Origin of the sequence: Flavobacterium sp. SM15, assembly GCF_022012335.1 — a bacterium.
Taxonomy (GTDB): Bacteria; Bacteroidota; Bacteroidia; order Flavobacteriales; family Flavobacteriaceae; genus Flavobacterium.
On the sequence record NZ_JAKLTO010000002.1, the window covers coordinates 344241 to 363552 of the forward strand.

A 19312-nucleotide genomic window follows, 5' to 3' on the forward strand; every position below is an offset into this window, starting at 1 on the left:
TATTTCTTATTTTTGAAGTTACAAACCCGTTTTCATAAAATATGGTTTCACAAATAACAAGCGGTATTAAAATTTCAGTTTTGACTAGTTTTGAAGGCACTTACTTCAAAAACTATAAGATTCACTTTGCCTTTAGTTATGAGATAACCATAGAAAATCAAAGTAAAGATTCCGTACAATTAAATTCCCGTCACTGGGAAATTCACGATTCGTTAAACGATGTAGAAATTGTTGACGGCGAAGGCGTAATCGGAAAAAAACCGGTTTTAAAACCCGGAGAAAAACACACTTACAGTTCAGGCTGCTTACTTTCCTCACCGTTTGGAGCCATGAGAGGTTACTTTAATATGGTGAATTTTACCTCAACCAGAAGCTTTCGAGTGATCATTCCTACCTTTAAATTAAGCGCTCCTTTCGCCTTAAATTAAATCTAAAATTTTACAAAACCATTAACAGTTAACCAATTAACTTATTGGCTAATAATTTGTATCTTCGCTACGCGAAATTTTTCAAAACACAAATACAACAAATTATGCCAAAAGGAATTTACAATGTTCCCCAAGCGGTTAACGAGCCCGTTAAATCATACGCTCCCGGAACAGCGGAAAGAGAAGCTGTGGCTGCAGCTTTCAAGCAAATGTACAACAGCACGGTAGATGTGCCTTTATATATCGGTTCTGAGCAAATCCGTACCGGAAAAACAAAAAACATGACCCCTCCGTTCGATCACAAACACGTAGTGGGTCAATACCACGAAGCAGAAAAAGAGCACATTGAAAAAGCAATTGCAACTGCTTTAGAAGCTAAGAAAAAATGGGCGAACATGCCTTGGGAGCAAAGAGCTTCCATCTTCTTAAAAGCCGCTGAATTATTAGCCGGCCCTTACCGAGCTAAAATCAATGCAGCTACAATGATTGCTCAGGCAAAAACTGTGCATCAGGCAGAAATCGATTCGGCTTGTGAGTTGATTGACTTTTTGCGCTTCAATGTTCAGTTCATGACGCAAATCTATGCCGAGCAACCAATCTCTTCAGAAGGAATCTGGAACCGTATGGAACACCGTCCTTTAGAAGGATTCGTGTACGCCATCACTCCATTTAACTTTACAGCGATTGCAGGAAATTTACCAGCTTCACCAGCTTTAATGGGGAACGTAGTGATTTGGAAACCGGCGGCTACTCAAGTATATTCTGCTAATGTAATTATGGAAGTTTTCCAACAGGCAGGTTTACCGGCTGGGGTTATCAACATGATCACAGGTAATTCAGGAATGATTTCCGATACTTTATTATCAAGTCCTGACTTCGCGGGAATCCACTTTACAGGATCAACCGGAGTATTTAACGACATGTGGGCGAAAATCGGCCAAAACATCAGCAAATACAAAACCTACCCAAGAATCGTGGGAGAAACAGGTGGTAAAGATTTTGTTTTAGCACACCCTTCTTCTATTCCTGCTCAAGTAGCAACAGCATTATCAAGAGGCGCTTTCGAATACCAAGGACAAAAATGTTCTGCGGCTTCAAGAGCGTACATCCCGGCTTCTATCTGGCCAAAAGTAAAAGAATTATTGTTAGCCGATTTAGCTTCGATGAAAATGGGATCACCGGAAGACATGAGCAACTTCGTTTCTTCAGTAATTTCAGAACAATCCTTTGATAAATTAGCAGGATTCATAGACAGAGCTAAGCAAGATGCTGATGCAGAAATCATTGCAGGAGGTTCTTATGACAAATCCGTTGGATATTTCATTCAGCCGACCGTTATCTTAACTACAAATCCTCATTATGTAACGATGGAAACTGAGTTGTTCGGGCCCGTACTTACAATTTATGTATACGAAGATGCTCAGTGGACAGAAACGCTAGCATTGGTAGACGGAACATCCGGATATGCTTTAACCGGAGCTATCTTCAGCCAAGACCGTTACGCGATTGTAGAAGCAACCAAAGCATTAGAAAATGCAGCTGGAAACTTCTACATCAACGATAAACCGACAGGAGCTGTTGTAGGACAACAACCATTTGGAGGAGCAAGAGCTTCGGGAACTAATGATAAAGCGGGTTCAGTATTGAACTTATTGCGTTGGGTTTCTCCAAGAACCATCAAAGAAACCTTTGTAACCCCTACAGATTACAGATATCCGTTCTTAGGCTAAGAACAAAACTCATAAACAAAAAAGTCGAATCCTTACCGGTTCGACTTTTTTTATGTTCTTATCACTTTTCACTTCTTCCTTTTCCCTTTAAACTTTATATTTCAAAGGCAAATGCACCACTTTTTTGGTTTCGAAAAATTCATCTTTAAAGAAATCAGATAAATTATAAAGGGTTGCTTTTGGAAAATCCTTCAACTCTTCAGTTAAATCTCCGCCTTTCAAATACAAAACCCCGTTTTTTAATTCGTGGTTACTCTTCTTCTTTATCTTATCCTTCACCCATTTGTAAAAATCCGGCATATTGGTTACGGCTCGGCTTACAATAAAATCAAAATCCTCATTCACGTTTTCAGCGCGCATTTGTTCGGCTCTTACATTCTGCAAACCTAATCCTTGGGCAACTTCATTCACCACGCGAATTTTTTTGGCAATCACATCGATTAAATAAAAATCCGTTTCAGGATATAAAATCGCAAGCGGAATTCCGGGGAAACCACCACCAGTGCCTACGTCCAGTACTTTGGCACCGGGCAGAAACTCCATCACCTTCGCAATTCCCAACGAATGAAGCACATGTTTGGTGTACAGCTCTTCAATATCCTTACGGGAAATCACATTGATTTTAGCATTCCAATCTTTATACAATTCTTCCAATTTTTGGAATTGTTCTATCTGAGTATCAGTAAGATTAGGGAAATAATTTACAATATCCTGCATTATTTAAAAATTTAAGCAAAAATACACATTTTCTGAGTGAAATTTTTATCAACTTTAACGAATTACCTATTTATTAATAATTACCTTTGGGCGAATTTAATGAAATAGAATATGGAAAATAACGCTCCTATTTTTTCAAAGTCTGACAGTCTGAAATTTTTCAGAACGCTGAACAAACGAGTTAACGAATACTTCAAGGAAAACAACATCAAAAAAACCGGAAACTGGAAACTGCACCTGAAAACGGTGATTATGTTTTCAATATTCCTAACCCCTTATTTCCTGATCCTCGCACTAGATTTGCCGCTTTGGGCCCATTTACTAATGACCATCGTAATTGGTATCGGTATGGCCGGTGTGGGAATGAACGTTATGCACGACGGAAACCACGGCTCCTATTCTACCAAGCCTTGGCTGAACAAAATCATGGGTGGAAGTATCTATATTTTGGCAGGAAACGTGTACAACTGGCAAGTACAACACAATGTATTACACCACACCTACACCAACATTCACGGGCACGATGAAGATTTGGAAGCCGGACGCATCATCCGTTTTACCAAACACGCAGACTGGTCGCCAGTGCATAAATTCCAACATTATTATTCTGTTTTCCTCTATGGTCTATTAACTTTTAACTGGGCCATCACTACCGATTTCAAACAGATGAGAAGCTACATCAAGCGAAAATTGTCTTATGGGGAATTTCCTAGCCCTGTAAAACTTTGGTCTACTTTAGTAATTACAAAAGTGATTTATTTTTCCATTTGGTTGGTGATCCCAATGCTTTTAGGAATAGTTTGGTGGGAAGTACTTTTAGGGTTCTTTATCATGCACTACACCGCTGGATTGATTTTAAGCATCGTCTTCCAATTGGCACACGTGGTTGAAGAAACCGATCATCCGCAACCGGACGAAAACAACGAAATCGAAAATACATGGGCAGCCCACCAGTTGTTCACCACAGCGAATTTTGCACCAAAAAACTGGTTGGTAAACTGGTACACTGGCGGTTTGAACCATCAGATCGAGCATCATATTTTTCCGAACATCAGCCATGTACATTACAGCAAAATTGGCGAAATCGTAAAACAGACGGCTGCGGAATGTAACTTACCGTATTACGAATTCAAAACCATGCGTTCGGCGGTGCATTCGCATTTCAAACATTTAAAAGAAATGGGACAAAAACCACAATTAGCATAAACGAATAACTACATAACACAATTACTTATGAACCCGCTATCGGATAGAATCAACAATTTATCTACCTCGCAAACCTTAGCAATGGCTGCTAAAGCCAGAGAATTGAAAGCTCAGGGAAAAGACATTATCAGCCTTAGTTTAGGAGAACCGGATTTCAATACTCCGGATTTTATCAAAGAAGCAGCAAAAAAAGCCATCGACGAAAATTACAGCACCTACACACCTGTTGAAGGTTATCTTGAGTTAAAAGAAGCGATCTGCCGTAAATTCAAAAGAGACAACAATTTAGACTACAAACCTTCGCAAATCGTGGTTTCTACCGGAGCGAAGCAATCTTTATACAACATTGCCCAAGTAATGTTAAACGATGGTGACGAAGTGATTTTACCGGCACCATACTGGGTGAGTTATTTCGAAATCATCAAACTTTCCGGTGGTGAGCCCGTAGTGGTTAAAACATCGGTAGACAGTGATTTCAAAATGACACCTGAAGAACTGGAAGCCGCCATCACTCCAAAAACCAAAATGATGTGGTTCAGTTCGCCTTGCAACCCAAGTGGCTCGGTTTACAGCCGCGAAGAGTTGACTGCATTAGCCAAAGTTTTGGAAAAATATCCTAACATTTATGTAGTTTCCGATGAAATCTACGAACACATCAATTTCTCAGGAACGTTCTGCAGTATCGGTTCTATTCCAGGAATGTTAGACCGAACCATAACCGTTAATGGTGTAGCCAAAGCCTTTGCCATGACAGGGTGGAGAATTGGTTATATCGGAGCGCCGGAATTTATCGCTAAAGCCTGCACCAAAATTCAAGGACAGGTTACTAGTGGTGCTAATTCCATAGCGCAAAGAGCAACTATTACCGCAGTGGATGCAGATCCAAGCGTATTAAAATACATGGTGGATGCCTTCCATAGCAGAAGAGATTTAGTGGTAGGATTAATCAAAGAGATTCCGGGCATGAAAATCAATGTTCCTGAAGGTGCTTTTTATGTATTTCCAGATGTTTCGGCTTTCTTCGGCAAAACCTTAAACGGTATTAAAATCAATAATTCAGATGATTTTTCTATGTATTTATTAGAGCATGCCAATGTAGCAACCGTAACCGGTGATGCTTTCGGAAACCCGAACTGTATTCGTTTCTCTTACGCAACCAGCGAAGATCTACTAAAAGAAGCGCTACGCAGAATCAAAGAAGCAGTAGCAACAACAGAAGTTTTAGCATAATAAAAAGCCCCAAGAAATCTTGGGGCTTTTTTAATACTAACTCTCTAAAATTTAATCATAACCTGAAATGGTGTACCCAATTCCAATATTGTATAAGGGATATTCTTTGTCTTTTTTAAATACCATTGGTTTTTCAATTTGACGCCATTTTTGGGAAACAGCGAATAAATTTCTGAAAAAAGTCGGCGTCCCGTTGGGCGATTCCACAAGCGGGTAATTGGGTAAAATAATTTTCATGATTTTTTTCCCTTGGTTACGATAATCTGCAACCGAATAAGGCAATTCTGAAATATATTTGCCTTGCGTGTCTGTTTTTCCGACAACCGTCATCTGCAGAAAAAAGCCCTTTTCCGGTATCGGGAGCTTTTCCTCGAATTTTACCTCAACTTTATTTGTAAGTTCCGCAGAATAAATCACAAAAACCTTAGTATAGTCGAACAGTTTTTCACCGGGAAGCCCATTATCATTGCTCACAAACTCAAATTTCACCATGGTTCCGTAAGGTTCATCTTCAAAAGAAACCTCCGTTAGCCCTTGATGAATGTCTTTAACAATCAAAGGAATCACCACCGATTTTAATTCGCTTTTTCGCTTTTCATGAGGAATATAAAACGCAATCTGCTGACCGATGGACGACCAGTACATCTGATCCATGTTGCCGTGCAAAAACGGTTTCGTTACGAATTCTTCCCTTTTTTTCAAATCCTCTTTAGCAGCAACAATTTTCATCTCCTCCAGCACTTTAGTAGAAGACTTCAAAAAGATATCAGTTCCCCGAACTTCCTTTAAAAAAACAACTTTAGGATGGTATCCAACATAGGAAATTTTTATTTTTTCCGGCAGATCTTTATTGGTTATCAGCTTACCGTTTTCATCGGAAAAAATTCCGTATCCATTAAGAAAATCAATATTTGCATAAGGCAATGGCTCACGGGAGATAGAATCTTTAACCACATAAGTGCCTTGCTGACCAAAAGCAGCGAGAAAGCCCAACAGCAAGACAACCGTATAAAAATTATTATTGTACATCTTTTTTTACAAAGGATACACTTATAACTCTAAAAAGATCAAAATAGTATTAACAAAAACATTTTTGTCTGTGGTTCTAAAACTTTTTACCTTTAAAGCCTAAAACAACCCAACAACAATGCAAAAGAAAATACTATTATTAGGATCGGGAGAACTTGGAAAAGAATTCGTAATTGCCGCACAACGCATCGGGCAAAAAGTAATTGCCGTAGACAGTTATGAAAACGCTCCGGCCATGCAGGTCGCTCACGATTTTGAAGTTATCAATATGTTAGACGGTGCCGAACTGGACCGAATCGTAGCCAAACACCAACCCGATTTTATTGTTCCTGAAATTGAGGCAATTCGCACCGAACGCTTTTACGACTATGAAAAACAAGGCATCACTGTAGTCCCATCTGCTAAAGCCACTAACTTTACCATGAACCGTAAAGCCATCCGCGATTTGGCCGCGAAAGAATTAGGCTTAAAAACTGCAAAGTACCGCTACGCCACTACCAAAGAAGAATTAGAAAAAGCAGTTGCAGAAGTTGGCATTCCTTGTGTGGTAAAACCGCTCATGAGTTCTTCCGGCAAAGGGCAATCGACGATTAAAGGTGACACTTCGGCAGAACTCAGTGCAAGCATTGAAAAAGCTTGGAATTACGCTGTAGAAGGTTCCCGTGGCGACATCATCGAAGTAATTGTGGAAGCCTTTGTAAATTTTCATTCTGAAATCACGCTTCTTACAGTAACTCAGAACAACCATCCAACCTTATTTTGCGCTCCTATCGGACACCGTCAGGAACGTGGAGATTATCAGGAAAGCTGGCAACCGGCAAGGGTTTCTGAAAAAGACATTTTACAGGCGCAAGACATGGCGCGAAAAGTAACTGAAGCATTAGGTGGTGCTGGCCTTTTTGGAGTAGAATTTTTCCTTACAGATGAAGGTGTATATTTCTCAGAATTATCGCCCCGTCCGCACGATACCGGCATGGTAACTTTAGCCAAAACCCAAAATTTCAACGAATTCGAATTGCACTTGCGTGCCATTTTAAGCATTCCAATTCCGGAAATTACTTTGGAACGAATTGGTTCGAGCGCAGTTGTATTGGCTTCCGAAAACTCAAACAATCCTACTTATTCCGGAATCGAAAAAGTAGCTTCGTTATCAAAAACAGATTTCAGGATCTTCGGAAAACCCACCTCAAGACCTTACAGAAGAATGGGCGTTGTTCTGGTAAACGACACCCTCGACACCCCAATTGAAGAAGTAGTTGAAAAAGCAAAAAAAACCGCTACCTTAGTAACAGTAAATCCATAACTATGAAAAAGCTATTTACAATGACGCTCTTTGCAGCTGCTTTAACAATGACAGCACAGGAGACCCAAAACAAAGCCGAACAGAGCGAAGCAAAAAAAGAAAAACCTAAAACGCAAATCGTGGAAGCTTCCTGCGGGCAATGTCAATTTGGAATGACCCAGCAAAAAGGTTGTGATTTAGCGGTTCGCATTGACGGGAAGTCTTATTTTGTAGACGGAACTTCCATAGACCAACACGGAGATGCCCATGCACACGATGGATTCTGTAATTCTATCCGAAAAGCGGAAGTTTCCGGTGAAGTGGTAAACAATCGTTTTAAGGCAACTTCTTTCACCTTGATTGAAGAGAAAAAAACCAAAAACTAATGCTTAAAAAAGCCCAATTTATAGGAATTGCGCCCCAGCTCATTGTTCCCGATGTGAGTAAGGCGGTAGCTTTTTATACCGATAAGCTTGGGTTTTCTGTAATTGGATTGGTTTTAGACCCTCCGGTTTACGGTATGGTGGAGCGCGATGGCATTCAGATTCACTTTGGAAAATCGGATATGAAAACCCTCAAAACCAACCGAGATTTTCGAAAAATCAGCACCGATTTTATCATTTGGGTTCCGGAAATTGAAACTTATTTCGAGGAAATCAAAAACAATGGTGTTGAAATTCTAGAGCCTATTACACTTCGTCCTTACGGCAGTCGTGAGTTTATCATCAAAGATTGCAATGGTTTCTTAATTACTTTCGGCGACTAAGCATGAACCTTTTACTTGAAAATATCGCCAAACACGTTTCGCTCACAACCGAGGAGCAGCAACTTGTTTTGGCTTTTACCGAAACCAAAACCTACAAAGCAAAAACTATCCTTTTAAAGGAAGGTGAAATCTGCACCCATTCTTTTTTTGTTACCAAAGGAATTTTACGCAGCTACAACATCGATGAAAATGGTGTGGAACATGTGGTAAGTTTTGCTTGCCCCGGTTGGTGGATAGCCGATATGTACAGTTTTTTATCGCAACGTCCCGGGGAATTGTACATCGAGGTCAATGAAGAAGCCGAAGTACTGCTGCTATCTAAAGAAAATCAGGACCGACTATATATTGAAGTTCCGAAAATGGAACGTTTTTTCCGAATCCTGATTGAAAATTCACTGGTTGCCAACCAACAGCGTCTAATTGACAACCTCAGTTTCACCGCAGAAGCCCGTTACGACAAATTCACCAAAAAATACAAAGACCTTGTCCACTGTTTACCTCAAAAACAGATTGCTTCCTATATTGGTGTAACACCTGAATTTTTCAGCAAAATGAAAGCGCGTCTTCTCAAAAAATAGCTACTATTAACAGTCTCATTATAAAAAACTTAACCTTAAAAAAGGCTGAGGCTTCCTGCTTGTATTTCTTAATCTAGGTTAAGGACTTCCACCCCATCACCACCGTAACTTTGTCCTATCAAAATCAAAGTTATGAACCGAAAAGATTTTATCCGAAAAACAATTTTAGGCAGTGGCGCGGTACTTACCGGATCGGCCTTAGCCAAACAAGCTTCTGAACCTTCGGAAGAAACAGTAGGGTTCAATCATATTCAAAACACAAATTCAAAGATTATGGACAATGTTATTTTACATAAAGCCGATACGCGTGGTAATGCGAATCATGGCTGGTTACAAAGTTTTCACACGTTTAGTTTTGCCAATTATTACAATCCGGAACGCATGAATTTCGGTGTACTTCGTGTACTGAACGACGATACGGTTGCAGCAGGAATGGGCTTCGGTAAACACCCGCACCAGAATATGGAAATCATCAGTATTCCACTAGAAGGTGATTTGGAACACCAAGACAGCATGGGCAACAAAACCGTGATCAAAAATGGGGATATTCAGGTGATGAGCGCCGGAACCGGAGTACAGCACAGCGAATACAACAAAAATCAGGACAAAGCCGTAAAATTTCTTCAGATTTGGGTCATTCCGAATAAGCAAAACGTAGCACCTCGTTATGATCAAATTGCGTTAAATCCGGAAGAACGTCTCAATAAATTACAACAAATCCTTTCGCCCAATGCAGACGATGCCGGGGTTTGGATCCATCAGGACGCTTGGTTCCATTTGGGAAAATTCGACAAAGATTTCGCCGCAGAATACAATTTTAAAAAATCAGGAAATGGTCTTTACGTTTTTGTATTGAATGGTGATGTTACCGTAAACGGACAATCCTTAAACCGAAGAGACGGTTTTGGAATCTGGAATACGGATAAGGTTTCCATCAAAGCCGATTCGGAAGCAGAATTTTTATTAATGGAAGTTCCGATGCAATTCTAAAGATGAATTTCTTAATCTAGGTTAAGTACCTGAACCACAAACCCAACGTAACTTTGTTTCATCAAATTACAACAATTAAAATTTAAAAAAATACAATTATGGCAACAACAAAATGGGCAATTGACCCGACACACTCAACAGTAGGTTTTAAAGTAAAACACATGATGTTTACCAACGTAGCAGGAAAATTTGAAAACTACCAGGCGAATATTGTAACCGATGGTGATGATTTCACTAAAGCGAACATCGAATTCTCTGCTGATATCAATTCGATTGATACGCACAACGCAGACCGTGACAACCACTTAAAAAGCGCTGATTTCTTCGATGCGGAAAACCACCCGAAAATGACTTTTAAAGCCTCTTCGTTTACTAAAGTAGATGATGAAAACTACGAAATCGCGGGTGATTTAACCATGAGAGGCGTAACCAAATTCGTAAAACTTCCGGCAGAATTCAGCGGACTCATGACCGATCCTTGGGGAAACACCAAAGCCGGGATCAATATTTCCGGAAAAGTAAACCGTAAAGACTGGGGTTTGAACTGGAACTCGGCTTTAGAAACCGGTGGGGTTTTAGTAAGCGAAGACGTAAAATTAGACATTGAATTACAACTTGTAAAACAATAATTAGCTTTTCATAATAATAAGTTTTTTTTTGGTTGATGATGTGAAACCCGTTGCTTTATAATGAAGTAGCGGGTTTTGTTTTCCGGCACAAAAGACAATTCCCCTTAGCCCCGATGGAAGCGGCACCTTGTAGAGCGAACAGCGGGAACGACCTCACCAAAAAAGCCCTAATGCCGACGCTTCAAAAAAATCACTATTTTTGCTCTTCGGTTAAATTTTTCAATCTTTAAATTAAATTTATGAAAGCATACGTTTTCCCAGGTCAGGGAGCTCAATTTACCGGAATGGGTAAAGATTTATATGAAAACTCGGCACTTGCCAAAGAACTGTTCGAGAAAGCCAATGAAATTTTAGGGTTTCGCATTACCGACATCATGTTCGAAGGTACCGCTGAAGAACTCAAAGAAACCAAAGTAACCCAACCTGCAGTTTTCCTTCACTCAGTGATTTTAGCCAAAACTCTGGACATTAAACCGGATATGGTAGCGGGTCACTCGTTAGGGGAATTTTCTGCTTTGGTTGCCAACGGAACTTTGTCGTTTGAAGACGCATTGAAATTGGTTTCCAAACGTGCAATGGCTATGCAGAAAGCCTGTGAAATAACACCTTCTACTATGGCAGCGGTTTTAAATTTAGATGATAAAATCGTGGAAGACATTTGCGCTTCAATCGATGGTGTAGTAGTTGCTGCCAACTACAACTGCCCGGGACAATTAGTAATTTCCGGAGAATTGAAAGCGGTGGAAGAAGCTTGTGAGAAAATGAAAGAAGCCGGAGCCAAACGCGCATTAATCTTACCGGTTGGTGGAGCGTTTCACTCCCCAATGATGGAACCAGCCCGTGAAGAATTAGCTGCTGCAATTGAAGCAACGACTTTCAATACGCCAAGTTGCCCAGTGTATCAGAATGTTCCGGCGAGCGCGGTTTCTGATGCGTCGGAAATCAAGAAAAACTTAATCATCCAATTGACTGCTCCTGTAAAATGGACGCAATCCGTTCAGCAAATGATCGCTGATGGTGCTACAAGTTTTACCGAAGTTGGACCTGGAAAAGTGTTGGTTGGCTTGGTGAATAAAATCAATAAAGAAGTAGAAACAATTTCTGCATAATAAAATACCTTCCTTTTTTAAAACTCCGATAGCAACCATCGGAGTTTTTTATTTTAATGATATCTTTGTTAAGTAAGAATTCAATTGTATGAACTCAATAAATTTACGAACCGTAAGTGTAATACGCTATATTACCCCATTGCGTGAAGGCGGCTCCTTACCTGCATTGGCAGAAGCTGATGACGACTTTAAATACGTACTGAAATTCAGAGGAGCGGGTCATGGGGTAAAAGCTTTGATTGCTGAATTATTAGGTGGCGAAATTGCCCGTTATCTGGGGTTACCGGTACCGGAATTGGTTTTCGCCAACCTGGACGAAGCTTTTGGAAGAACCGAAGCCGATGAGGAAATTCAGGATTTACTGCAATTTAGCCAAGGATTAAATTTAGGGCTTCATTACCTTTCCGGAGCCATTACTTATGATGCGGCCGTTAACGATTGTGAGGCACTTCTGGCTTCAAAAATTGTATGGCTGGATGCTTTTATCACTAATGTAGACCGAACCTTTCGCAACACCAACATGCTGATTTGGCATAAAGAACTTTGGCTGATTGATCATGGAGCTGCATTTTATTTTCACCATTCATGGGATAACTGGGAAGCAAGTGCAAAAACACCTTTCGCATTAATCAAAGATCATGTTTTATTGCCGAAAGCCACAAAAATAGACGAAGTTCATGCAGACTTCACCCAAAAGCTAAACGATACCGTGTTACGAAAATTTGTAAATCTAATTCCTGAGGATTGGTTGCAATGGGAGAACGGAACCATTGGTCCGGAAGAAATCAAAGACGTTTATTTTCAATTTTTATCCCTACGATTAACCAACGCCGACCTTTTTTATAAAGAAATTCAAAATGCAAGAAAAATACTTATATGAATACGCTGTGATTCGGTTGGTCCCTAAGGTTGAACGTGAAGAGTTCCTCAACCTCGGGCTGATTCTTTTCTGCAAAAAGAAAAGGTATCTTCGAATCAATTATCAGATTCCATCCGATAAAATACAAGCATTGTGCCCGGATTTCGACCTTGAACAATTGGATATGAACTTAAAAGCGTTTACCAAAATCTGTTCCGGAAAATCGGATTCAGGCCCGATCGGTTCTTTTGAAACTGCAGAGCGTTTCCGATGGCTTACCGCAATACGAAGTTCCAGCATACAAACCTCCAGACCTCACCCAGGCTTTAGCACTGATTTGGATGCTACCTTTGAGAAATTATACAATGAAATGGTATTATAACCAATATAATCCGATAATAGGAAGCTACTATTTTCATAATTCAACTACCATTTTTTTTATATTGATTTGTTTTTTATTAAAAAAATAGTTTAACTTTAGCATTAAGTACAAATAATTATTAATTCTTAAAAATTAAAAAATGAAAAAAACACTTTTAGCTTTAGCTTTTGTTGGAGCGTTAATGGTTTCTTGTAAAGAAAAAACTGAAGAGAAAATGGATGAGGCTGCAGATGCTGCTGCAACTGAAATGACTCAAACTGTAGACACTGCTGCTGCTGCTATGGAAACTAAAGTAGACTCTGCTGCTGCTAAAGTAGAAGGAGCTGCTGAAGCTGGAGCTGCTAAAGTAGAAGAAGCTGCTAAAGAAGTTAAAGAAGCTGTTAAAAAGTAAATTTTTAAAAGCTGGTTTTCAACCAGCTTTTTTTATTACTATATCATACTTCATATATAAAAAACTCCCAAACAATTATGCTTGGGAGTTTTATTTTTTTATGATTGCAAGTAATTTTAGGCTCTTAATTTTTGCTCCCATTTCCAGGCGCTTGCAAGAGCATCTTCTAAAGAGGATTCTGCACTCCAGCCTAAAACTTCATTAGCTCGGTCGGTATTTGCATAAGCCTCCACAATATCACCCTCTCTTCGATCAACAATTTTATACGGCAATTTTTGACCGCTTACCTTTTCAAAAGCAGTAATTACATCCAAAACAGAACTTCCTTTTCCAGTTCCAACGTTAAACGTTTCTACTTTTGCCTGATTCTTTTTATCCATTAAACGCTTTAAGGCAATAACATGAGCCTTTGCTAAATCCACCACGTGAATATAATCACGGATAGCTGTCCCGTCCGGTGTTGGGTAATCATTTCCAAAAACAGACAATTCTTTACGCAATCCGATGGCAGTTTGTGTAATAAAAGGCACTAAATTTTGAGGAACACCAAGGGGCAACTCTCCAATTTCTGCAGAAGAATGCGCACCGATCGGATTAAAATAGCGCAACAAAACAGCATTAATATTCGTTACTTTAGTCGTATCAGTAATGATTTCTTCTCCAATTTGTTTGGTGTTTCCGTAAGGCGACAAAGCAAGTTGAACAGGAGCATCCTCAGTAATAGGCATAGTTTCGGCTTGACCGTAAACCGTACAAGAAGAACTGAAGATAAAATGTGCAGTTTCTTTTGCTTGTAATTCCTGAAGCAAGTAAACCAAGGTAGAAATGTTGTTTTCATAGTACAGTAAAGGATTCTCGACACTCTCCCCAACCGCTTTACTCGCTGCAAAATGAATTACACCAGAAATATCCGCATGTTTTTTAAAAAACTGCTGCACATTTTCTTTCTGCCTTAAATCAAGATTCTCAAATTCAGGCCGCTTCCCGGTAATTTTCTCTATACCCTCCAGAACATCTAAAGAAGAATTGGAAAGGTTATCAATGGCAACCACCTCAAACCCTTCGTTTTGAAGCTCCACCACTGTATGCGAACCAATAAACCCTAATCCTCCGGTGACAAGTACTTTCATTCTACTTTTTGTAAATCTGTTAATTAATTAAAGAACTCTAATACGGAATTTGTAATGTATTGAATTTGCTCGTCGTCTAATTCTGTATGCATAGCCAACGATAAAACCTCATTAACCAATTGATTGGTAACCGGAAAGTCTTCTTCTCTATAGCGGGCATCCAAATACGCTTTTTGACTGTGCAATGGAATTGGATAATAAATTGCACAAGGCACTCCTTTCCTCTGAAGATGCTCCATTAACGCATTACGATCGGCACCAACAATTCTAAGGGTATATTGATGAAACACGTGATCATCTCCCTCCAGATCAAAAGCAGGGGTTACTATGTTTTTATGATTTGCAAAAGCCGCGTTGTATTTAGCCGCCGCCGCTTTTCTTGCCGTATTGTAATCGTTCAGAAGTGGTAATTTTGCATTCAAAACCGCAGCCTGAACACTATCCAAACGGGAATTTACCCCAACCACATCATGATGGTAACGCACATACATTCCGTGGTTTACAATTCCTCTTAAGGTGTGTGCCAACGCATCGTCATTAGTGAAAATTGCTCCTCCATCTCCATAACATCCTAAATTTTTAGAAGGGAAAAACGAAGTGGAAGCTACGTGGCCGATTGCACCAACTTTCTTTTTAGTTCCGTCAGAATAAGTAAAGTTTGCACCGATCGCCTGCGCATTGTCTTCAATCACATACAAATCATGCTCAAGAGCTAATTGCATGATGGCTTCCATATTGGCCGCTCGTCCGAACAAATGCACCGGAACAATTGCTTTGGTATTTGGTGTGATTGCTTTTTTAATAGCTTCAATTGAAATATTCATCGTATCCATTTCCACATCTACCAAAACAGGAGTTAATTGCAACAATGCGATTACCTCAACCGTTGCCGCAAAAGTAAAATCTGCAGTAATTACCTCATCACCAGGTTTTAAACCCAAGCCCATCATGGCAATTTGAAGCGCATCGGTACCATTAGCACAAGGAATTACGTGTTTAACATCCAAATAATCCTCTAAAGCTTTCTGGAAGTGCTGCACCTGAGGCCCGTTAATATAAGTTGTAGTATCTAAAACCTCCTGAATCGAAGCGTTTACGGTGTCTTTTATTCTATCGTATTGACTTTTAAGGTCAACCATTTGTAGTTTTTTCATCTGAAAAATATAATTTGAAACAAGCAAAAATACGAATTAAAGTAGAATGATTTAAGGATAACGAAAAGAAACCGTATTTTAGCGCAACAAAAGAAAAGTTATGTTTTTTTGCTATAACCTATTGGTTCATTTTGCCGGTTTTCTGTTGAAAATTGTGGCGCTCTTCAGCCCGAAAATAAAATTGTTTGTAGAAGGACGCAAGTCGGTTTTCACAACGCTTTCTTCTAAAATTTCTCCTTCCGATAAAACGATTTGGTTTCACGCGGCTTCCTTAGGTGAATACGAACAAGGGCTTCCGGTAATTGAAAAAATCAAAGAACAGTTGCCCAATCATAAAATCATTGTTACATTTTTTTCACCCTCAGGATATGAAGTGCGAAAAAACAACACGGTTGCTGATGTTACGGTTTATCTTCCGCTGGACACCAAAAGTAATGCGCAACAGTTTTTAAAATTGGCGCATCCGGAAATGGTGTTCTTCATCAAATACGAATATTGGCCAAACTACCTGAACGAGCTAAAAAAACAAAACATCAAAACGTACCTGATCTCAGGAATTTTCAGAGAAAAACAAAGCTTCTTTAAATGGTACGGTGGTTTTTACAGAAACGCCTTAAAAACCTTTGATTACTTTTTCGTCCAGAATGAAAGCTCTAAAAAACTGCTGCAAAGCATTGGTTGCAATAATATAAAAGTATCCGGTGATACTCGTTTTGACCGTGTTGTTTCCATTTTAGAACGAAACAATGATCTGGATTTTATTGAACAATTTAAAAACAATACTCCAACGGTTGTTATTGGAAGTTCCTGGCCAAAAGACGAAGAACTTTTAATCAACTACATAAACCAATCTATCGGTATCAAGTTTATCATTGCGCCACACAACATCAAATCGGAACAGATTGCAAATCTTAAATCACAAATTAACAAAAAGACAGTATTGTTTTCTGAAAAAGAGAATGAAAATATAGCAGAATTTGACGTTTTTATCATCGATACCATTGGCATCTTGACCAAAATCTATAGTTATGCGGATATCGCTTACGTTGGGGGTGGTTTTGGGAATCCGGGCGTTCACAATATTCTAGAACCCGCCACTTTTGGCGTTCCAATTATCATCGGGCCAAATTATTCCCATTTTGCAGAAGCCACCGCACTGGTAAACATGGAAGGCTGTATTTCGATCCAAAATCAATCGGAAGTGAATCAGGCATTCGATTTACTACTGCAAAACCAAGACGAACGTTTTGAAAAAGGACACATCTGCTCAACGTTTGTACAGATGAATAAAGGAGCAACCCACATCATTTTGTCCCACATTCTTAACAAAACCTTAAATTCCGACTCTTAAAATTCAAAAATTGTAACTTGCACACCTTTAAATACACATTATGAAATTTTTACGTTTACTTATTATTTTATTCGTACTTCCAACCTTTGCTCAGCAAGGCGGAATGTGGATTCCCTCTCTTTTAAAAGGGATGAACGAAACGGAAATGAAAAATCTGGGAATGAAAATCTCTGCGGATGATATTTATTCCGTGAATCATTCGAGTTTAAAAGATGCTGTTCCTCATTTTGACGGAGGCTGTACCGCCGAAGTAATTTCCCCAAAAGGTTTAATCCTAACCAATCATCACTGCGGATACGACAACATCCAAAGTCATTCTTCAGTTGAACACGATTATTTAACCGATGGGTTTTGGGCTTATAAAATGGAGGAAGAATTACCTAACAAAGACCTTTTTGTAACCTTTATTGTTCGCATTGAAGACGTAACCAACAAGGTTTTGGAAGGCGTTGTAAATCTTCCTTCTGAGGCAGATAAACAGAAAAAAATTCAGGACAACATTTCAATTTTAAGCAAAACGCTTCCGAAAGAATCCTATCAGGAAAACAGCATCCGTACGTTTTACGACGGAAACCAATACATTTTGTTTGTAACAGAAACTTTCCGCGATGTACGTTTAGTGGGCGCTCCGCCAAGTTCCATTGGAAAATTCGGTTCGGATACCGACAACTGGGTTTGGCCACGTCATACCGGAGACTTTTCGCTATTCAGAATTTACGCAGACAAAAACAACCGTCCGGCAGAATATTCCAAAGACAACGTACCGTACAAACCGAAGCATTTCTTTCCAGTTTCTATCAAAGGAATCCAAGAAAATGACTTCACTATGGTAATGGGATATCCTGGAAGAACTCAGGAATATTTGCCTTCTTACGCTGTGGAACAAATTATGAATTCGATCGATCCTGAACGAATTGAAATTCGCGACCGCGCATTAAAAGTTCAGGATGGTTTTATGCGTAAAGACAACGCAATTAAAATCCAGTATGCTTCCAAATATGCAAGTGTGGCGAATTACTGGAAAAAATGGATTGGCGAAGTAAAAGGGTTGAAAAAATCAAATGCGGTTGGTATTAAGCAAAAATTTGAGCAAGACTTAACTACTAAAATTAATAAAGCCGGAAAACAAGCAGAATACGGTTCGCTATTAGCTGATTTCAAAACCAACTACGAAGCAATTGCTCCTTATGCCCTAGCAAGAGAATACTACAATGAAGTGGTTTTAAGAAATACTGAGATTTTAAGTTTCGGTTACCGTCTATATCAATTGGAGCAGGTCTACAACACCAAAGGAGAACAGGCGTTCAACGACAGAAAGAACAATTTAATTGCAAGTTTTGAACCTTTGTACAAAGATTTCAATGCCAATGTAGATGAAAAAGTTCTTGAACAGTTAATCGATTTATATGCAAACAAATCGCCAAAACAGTTCTTACCATCGACGTTAACCAACATTAACCCTGCACAGTTATCAAGTGAGATCTTTAAAAATTCAAAACTTACTTCTTACAACGGTTTAAAAGATTTGTTAAACGGAGATGCTAAAACGGTACTTGAGAAACTAAACCAAGACAAAGCGTTTGCTTTAGTGAAATCAATTGCGGATGCTTACAACAAAAATGTGGCGCCTAAATACGATGAGATGAACCTTAAAAACATCGCTCTACAACGTACTTATATGAAAGCAATTATGGAATTGAGCCCGAAATCTGCTCGTATCTTCCCTGATGCCAACAGTACTTTACGCGTCACTTACGGTAAAGTAAAAGGATACAAGCCAAGTGATGCCGTTTCCTACGCACCAATGACGTATTTGGACGGGGTTATGGAAAAATACGTTCCGGGTGATTATGAATTCGACGTGCCTAAAAAGTTAATCGATTTGTATAACGCAAAAGATTACGGTCAGTACGCTACCAAAGACGGAAAAATGCCGGTTGCTTTTATTGCTACTAACCACACAACGGGAGGAAATTCTGGAAGTCCTGCTTTGGATGCCAGCGGAAACCTTATCGGGTTAAATTTTGACCGTGTTTGGGAAGGAACGATGAGCGACATTCACTACGATCCATCAATTTGTAGGAATATCATGGTAGATATGCGCTACGTTTTATTCATTGTAGATAAATACGCAGGAGCAAAAAACCTGATTGAAGAAATGAAACTGATCAAACCGGTTAAAAAAACAAAAAAATAAAGCCTGCTGATTATCAGTGAAATATCAAAAAATAAGGAATTTTAACCTTACAAATTCAAATTTTGATTTTTGGCACGCAAATTGTTTTATACCTGCCGGTTGCAAAAGAATATTTTTTTTGAAAAAAAGAAAAAAATAATTTTAAGATATCAAA

At 39.2% G+C, this 19312-nt stretch carries 20 protein-coding genes; 16 read left to right on the forward strand and 4 right to left on the reverse strand.

The genetic code is table 11. From position 1 onward, the window contains the following. Positions 1–41: 41 nt before the first annotated feature. Positions 42–428, forward strand: a complete 387-nt coding sequence (gene apaG / locus LZZ90_RS04440; protein WP_237789479.1) for a Co2+/Mg2+ efflux protein ApaG — start codon at positions 42–44, stop codon at positions 426–428. 104 nt (positions 429–532) lie between these two features. Further along, positions 533–2158 (forward strand): L-glutamate gamma-semialdehyde dehydrogenase, encoded by a 1626-nt coding sequence (gene pruA, locus LZZ90_RS04445; RefSeq protein WP_237789480.1) that lies wholly within the window; start codon positions 533–535, stop codon positions 2156–2158. Between the two features lie 87 nt (positions 2159–2245). On the opposite strand, the gene rsmG is transcribed toward pruA, so the two are convergent. Further along, positions 2246–2875 (reverse strand): 16S rRNA (guanine(527)-N(7))-methyltransferase RsmG, encoded by a 630-nt coding sequence (gene rsmG / locus LZZ90_RS04450; protein ID WP_237789481.1) that lies wholly within the window; start codon positions 2873–2875, stop codon positions 2246–2248. A 111-nt stretch (positions 2876–2986) separates the two neighbouring features. Between rsmG and LZZ90_RS04455 the strand changes: the two genes are divergently transcribed. Both LZZ90_RS04455 and LZZ90_RS04460 read left to right on the forward strand, forming a co-directional pair. After that, positions 2987–4081, forward strand: coding sequence for an acyl-CoA desaturase (locus tag LZZ90_RS04455; RefSeq protein WP_237789482.1), 1095 nt, complete (start codon positions 2987–2989; stop codon positions 4079–4081). Between the two features lie 27 nt (positions 4082–4108). After that, positions 4109–5311 carry a pyridoxal phosphate-dependent aminotransferase gene (locus LZZ90_RS04460; RefSeq protein WP_237789483.1) on the forward strand — a complete coding sequence of 401 codons (1203 nt, stop codon included), beginning with the start codon at positions 4109–4111 and terminating at the stop codon, positions 5309–5311. A gap of 51 nt (positions 5312–5362) precedes the next feature. Here the strand turns inward: LZZ90_RS04460 and LZZ90_RS04465 are convergent, their stop codons facing one another. Then, entirely contained in the window at positions 5363–6340 is a 978-nt protein-coding gene (locus tag LZZ90_RS04465; protein ID WP_237789484.1) for a carboxypeptidase-like regulatory domain-containing protein, read from the reverse strand. Between the two features lie 118 nt (positions 6341–6458). Here LZZ90_RS04465 and purT point away from each other — a divergent pair, with 118 nt between their 5' ends. From purT to LZZ90_RS04515, 10 genes are all read left to right on the forward strand, one after another. Next, positions 6459–7643: a formate-dependent phosphoribosylglycinamide formyltransferase gene (purT, locus tag LZZ90_RS04470; RefSeq protein WP_237789485.1), complete on the forward strand. Its 1185-nt coding sequence runs from the start codon at positions 6459–6461 to the stop codon at positions 7641–7643. Between the two features lie 2 nt (positions 7644–7645). After that, positions 7646–8008, forward strand: a complete 363-nt coding sequence (locus tag LZZ90_RS04475) for a DUF6370 family protein (RefSeq protein ID WP_237789486.1) — start codon at positions 7646–7648, stop codon at positions 8006–8008. Next, positions 8008–8388, forward strand: a complete 381-nt coding sequence (locus LZZ90_RS04480) for a glyoxalase/bleomycin resistance/extradiol dioxygenase family protein (RefSeq protein WP_237789487.1) — start codon at positions 8008–8010, stop codon at positions 8386–8388. The genes LZZ90_RS04475 and LZZ90_RS04480 overlap by 1 nt, the downstream gene beginning before the upstream one ends. A gap of 2 nt (positions 8389–8390) precedes the next feature. Beyond that, the gene (locus LZZ90_RS04485) at positions 8391–8966 is read left to right on the forward strand and encodes a Crp/Fnr family transcriptional regulator (RefSeq protein ID WP_237789488.1); all 576 of its coding nucleotides are present in this window, start codon (positions 8391–8393) and stop codon (positions 8964–8966) included. Between the two features lie 273 nt (positions 8967–9239). Then, entirely contained in the window at positions 9240–9956 is a 717-nt protein-coding gene (locus LZZ90_RS04490; RefSeq protein WP_237789708.1) for a pirin family protein, read from the forward strand. A gap of 98 nt (positions 9957–10054) precedes the next feature. Continuing rightward, entirely contained in the window at positions 10055–10585 is a 531-nt protein-coding gene (locus tag LZZ90_RS04495; protein ID WP_237789489.1) for a YceI family protein, read from the forward strand. Between the two features lie 239 nt (positions 10586–10824). Beyond that, entirely contained in the window at positions 10825–11694 is an 870-nt protein-coding gene (gene fabD / locus LZZ90_RS04500; protein ID WP_237789490.1) for an ACP S-malonyltransferase, read from the forward strand. Between the two features lie 88 nt (positions 11695–11782). Next, on the forward strand, positions 11783–12574 hold the full coding sequence (locus tag LZZ90_RS04505; protein ID WP_237789491.1) for a HipA family kinase: 792 nt from the start codon (positions 11783–11785) through the stop codon (positions 12572–12574). Continuing rightward, positions 12552–12935: a DUF3037 domain-containing protein gene (locus LZZ90_RS04510; RefSeq protein WP_237789492.1), complete on the forward strand. Its 384-nt coding sequence runs from the start codon at positions 12552–12554 to the stop codon at positions 12933–12935. The genes LZZ90_RS04505 and LZZ90_RS04510 overlap by 23 nt, the downstream gene beginning before the upstream one ends. 139 nt (positions 12936–13074) lie before the next feature. Further along, complete coding sequence (locus LZZ90_RS04515; RefSeq protein ID WP_237789493.1) at positions 13075–13326, forward strand: hypothetical protein; 252 nt, start codon at positions 13075–13077, stop codon at positions 13324–13326. A gap of 116 nt (positions 13327–13442) precedes the next feature. On the opposite strand, the gene galE is transcribed toward LZZ90_RS04515, so the two are convergent. Then, entirely contained in the window at positions 13443–14456 is a 1014-nt protein-coding gene (gene galE / locus LZZ90_RS04520) for a UDP-glucose 4-epimerase GalE (protein WP_237789494.1), read from the reverse strand. A gap of 23 nt (positions 14457–14479) precedes the next feature. Then, positions 14480–15610: a DegT/DnrJ/EryC1/StrS aminotransferase family protein gene (locus tag LZZ90_RS04525; protein WP_237789495.1), complete on the reverse strand. Its 1131-nt coding sequence runs from the start codon at positions 15608–15610 to the stop codon at positions 14480–14482. A gap of 100 nt (positions 15611–15710) precedes the next feature. Here LZZ90_RS04525 and LZZ90_RS04530 point away from each other — a divergent pair, with 100 nt between their 5' ends. Together LZZ90_RS04530 and LZZ90_RS04535 are read left to right on the forward strand one after the other, a co-directional pair. Continuing rightward, the gene (locus LZZ90_RS04530; protein ID WP_237789496.1) at positions 15711–16961 is read left to right on the forward strand and encodes a 3-deoxy-D-manno-octulosonic acid transferase; all 1251 of its coding nucleotides are present in this window, start codon (positions 15711–15713) and stop codon (positions 16959–16961) included. A 40-nt stretch (positions 16962–17001) separates the two neighbouring features. Next, entirely contained in the window at positions 17002–19158 is a 2157-nt protein-coding gene (locus LZZ90_RS04535; RefSeq protein ID WP_237789497.1) for a S46 family peptidase, read from the forward strand. Positions 19159–19312 lie beyond the last annotated feature (154 nt).